This is a genomic window from Corynebacterium sp. KPL2680 (assembly GCF_040225675.1).
Lineage (GTDB): Bacteria > Actinomycetota > Actinomycetes > Mycobacteriales > Mycobacteriaceae > Corynebacterium > Corynebacterium rhinophilum.
The window spans coordinates 1-3560 of the sequence record NZ_JBEHFM010000048.1 but is presented as its reverse complement, the minus strand read 5'-3'; the positions used below and the strand labels follow the sequence as shown (position 1 = coordinate 3560).

The 3560-nt window shown below is 58.2% G+C and carries 3 protein-coding genes and 1 tRNA gene; 3 read left to right on the top strand and 1 reads right to left on the bottom strand.

Going from position 1 to position 3560, the window contains the following annotated elements; genetic code table 11:
* Nucleotides 1-212 precede the first annotated feature (212 nt).
* Complete coding sequence (gene cmrA, locus ABRP66_RS11530; protein WP_284771303.1) at nucleotides 213-1013, top strand: mycolate reductase; 801 nt, start codon at nucleotides 213-215, stop codon at nucleotides 1011-1013.
* Here the strand turns inward: cmrA and ABRP66_RS11525 are convergent.
* On the bottom strand, nucleotides 1010-2554 hold the full coding sequence (locus tag ABRP66_RS11525; protein WP_349838701.1) for an alanine/glycine:cation symporter family protein: 1545 nt from the start codon (nucleotides 2552-2554) through the stop codon (nucleotides 1010-1012). The genes cmrA and ABRP66_RS11525 overlap by 4 nt on opposite strands.
* Nucleotides 2555-2715: 161 nt before the next feature.
* Here ABRP66_RS11525 and orn point away from each other — a divergent pair, with 161 nt between their 5' ends.
* Both orn and ABRP66_RS11515 read left to right on the top strand, forming a co-directional pair.
* The gene (gene orn, locus ABRP66_RS11520) at nucleotides 2716-3357 is read left to right on the top strand and encodes an oligoribonuclease (protein WP_349838700.1); all 642 of its coding nucleotides are present in this window, start codon (nucleotides 2716-2718) and stop codon (nucleotides 3355-3357) included.
* Nucleotides 3358-3406: 49 nt separating this feature from the next.
* Nucleotides 3407-3482 (top strand) — tRNA-His (locus tag ABRP66_RS11515).
* Nucleotides 3483-3560: the final 78 nt, after the last annotated feature.

The following is a 3560-nucleotide window of genomic DNA, read 5'->3' as shown; positions in this document are numbered from 1 at the left end:
ATGTCGCGACTGACCTGTCAACCATCACGACCACTTACCCAGGAACAGACTGTCAAATAAGTCATGAATTCGGACACTGCTGGGGGCACCGTGTGAAGTCTCGAGACATCGTTCCTTTAAGCTACGATGCCTCGCGACTTTTTTCGCAGCGTGCCGGCTTTTTGTCTACGCTGGGGTCTTTAGTACCTAGCCACCCTTCGAAAGGCTCGACAATGTCACTTCCGGCACCATCCCGTACCTCCTATGCCCTGGTTACGGGCGCTAGTCAGGGCATTGGAAAGGCGATGGCCCACGATTTCGCGGCAATGGGCTATAACGTCATCCTCGTTGCCCGGCGCGGCGAAATCCTGGAAGGCATCGCCGCAGAGCTTGAGCGCCGCCACCACATTGAGGCCATTGCCTTGCCCGCGGATTTGGCCACCGATGAGGGAGTCGAGGCAGTCATTGAAGCCATCTCCTCCAAAGAAGTCTCCATCCTGGTCAATTCCGCCGGCATCGCCAGCTTCGGCCCCTTCATGGACCAAGACTGGGGCTACGAGTCCTCCCAATTCGCCCTGAACGGCACCGCCGTGCACCGCCTGACCCGCGCCGCATTAAAACACATGCTCCCGCGGCGCACGGGCGCTATTTGCAATGTGGGCTCCACGGCCGGCAATATCCCCATTCCCAATAACGCGACCTACGTTTTTACCAAGGCCGGGGTGAATGCGTTTACGGAGGCGCTGCACTATGAGCTGAAGGGCTCTGGCATCAGCTGCACCTTGCTTGCTCCTGGTCCGGTGCGCGAGGCCACCATCGCCGAGGAAGACCAGACCATTGTGGATAAGGTCGTGCCCGATGCGCTGTGGACCACCTATGAGTCCTGTTCCCAAGAGACCATCGCGGCCATGCAAAAAGGCCAGCGACGCGTGGTCCCTGGCCCCTTATCAAAGGCGATGAACGTGGTCAGCAAGATGCTGCCGACCCCCGTCATCGCACCGCTTATCGGGCGGTTTTATTCCCAGATGGGTTAGCTTTCAGTATTCTTGCCGGCTGCTTGACTACCGGCCACTTGTGCCGCCGCGCGAGCATTTTTGCGGTCCACCCAGAAGTCCGCATTCTTGATGCCCACCGCTTCTGGGTCGAATTCCGGATCCTTGCCCGCCTTCTTTTGCTTCTCGTAGTCCTTCAGGACCTTGAGCGCCGGCACCTGCAGGAAGAGGATGGCGATGATATTTAGCCATGCGGTGGTGCCCACGCCGATATCGCCCAGCGCCCAGGCCAAGCCCGGAGTCGTGGTAGCACCCACGATGACCGAGACGATAATCAGGATGCGCAGCGCCCACACCAGGCCGCGGCGAATCGGGCGAGACTTAACCCAACGGTTGAAGTAGGTCAGGTTGACCTCGGACATGTAGTAGTACGCCAGCACGGTGGTAAACGCGAAGAAGGCAATGGACACGGCGATAAACGTCGGGCCCCAGCCAGCAAAGACGCTATCGAGGCCGGATTGGACGAAGCCGGGGCCGACCGCGACGTCATCTGGAAGCGAGCCCTGGTAGACAACCTCGCTATCCTCGGATTCGCCGCGGAAGACGGTGTACATATCCGTGGAGATGATCATAAACGCCGTTGCGGAGCAGACGAAGAGGGTGTCGATGTACACGGCGAAGGACTGCACGAAACCCTGCTTGGCCGGGTGGGAGACCTCAGCGGCGGCAGCGGACTGCGGGCCGGTACCCTGACCAGCCTCGTTGGAGTAAATACCGCGCTTAACGCCCCACATGATGGCCACACCCAGCATGCCGGAGAACCCAGCCTCGAGGTTGAAGGCAGACTTAAAGATAAGTCCGAAGACCTCTGGAATCTGCGAGTAGTTAATGAGCATCACGACGATGGAAATGCCGATGTAAATCACGGCCATAAACGGCACGACCAAGGTGGCGAAGTTAGCGATGCGCTTGACACCACCGATAATGATGATGGCCAAAATGCCGGCCAGGACAACCGCGGCCCAGGTAGAGTTAACACCCCACGCGGTATCGGCCGCTGCGGCAACGGCGTTAGCCTGGATGCCTGGCAGGAAGTAGCTGGTCGCTAGAATCATGGCGATGGCAAAGAGGATGCCGTAGACCATCATGAATGGCGCGGCCTTGGTGTGCTTATACGCCTTTTCGATGTAGTAGGCCGGGCCACCGCGGTACTCGCCGGTGTCCTGGTCCTTTTCTTTATAAATCTGCGCCAGGGTGCACTCGATGAAGGAGGTGGACGAGCCCAAGAGGGCCACCGCCCACATCCAGAACACCGCACCAGGGCCACCGAAGGCAATGGCCGTGGACACGCCGGCGATATTACCCACGCCCACGCGGCCAGATAGCGAGACCATCAGCGATTGGAAAGAAGAAACACCGTCGTCGGATTTTTCGCCCTTAGAAATTTGTCGCAGCATATCTGGAATGCATCGGACCTGCAGGCCCCGCGTTACCACGGTGAAATAAACACCCGCACCCAAGAACAAAAACACGAGGGCGGGCGACCAAATTATGGAATTGAGGGCATCGAGAAAGTTTGCCATCGAGAAACTCCTTAGTGATTCGCACCTCCCTTGTGAAGCACGATATAGAAAGTATGCCGTAAATCACTTTCCCGTGTCGGTAAAACGATAGGTAAATTTTTCTTTTTGCTTTGCGGGGTGCGGATCGGGGCGCGCGGAGGGCCCGGCCGGCCGGGGTTAGAATGGAACGCATGTCTTCTCCCGAAATCGCCGCAAAATATGATCGCCTCGTGTGGATCGACCTGGAAATGACCGGCCTCGACCCAGAGCGCCACGTCATCGTCGAGGTGGCCGCAGTCATCACGGACGGCAACCTCAACATCCTTGGCAAGGGCATCGATCTTGTCGTCCACGCCACCGAAGAGGAACTATCCCAGATGGATTCCTTCGTCACCGAGATGCACGCGAACTCCGGCCTCGATAAGGAAATCCGCCAGTCCACCACGACCATCCGCGAGGCCGAGGACGCGGTACTAGCACTTATTAATGAGCACTGCAAGCACCCCGCTCCCCTAGCAGGCAATTCCATCGCCACCGACCGCACCTTCATCCGCGCCTATATGCCGCGGCTGGATGAGGCACTGCATTACCGCATGATCGACGTCTCCACCATCAAGGAGCTCGCTCGGCGCTGGCACCCGCGGGCCTACTACAACCAGCCCGATAAGGGCATGGCCCACCGCGCACTGCAAGACATCATCGAGTCCATCCGCGAGCTGGATTTTTATCGCCGCAGCGTCTTTCGCACCGACGAAGGCCCAACCTCCACCGAAGCCGAGGACCTCAAGGCCGAAACCACCACCGATTACCAGGCGTTTTTGTAATTTACGCGGCGTGAGTTAACCTATATCTCGTTGCTTTCGCGCAACGATGGTGGCTGTAGTTCAGCTGGTAGAGCACCAGGTTGTGATCCTGGTTGTCGCGGGTTCGAGTCCCGTCAGCCACCCCAATGTCATGAGTCGCGACATGCTTGACAGGTCAGTCGCGACATAGTTGACAAACCGGCATCTCAGTCGTTTTTGTTCTG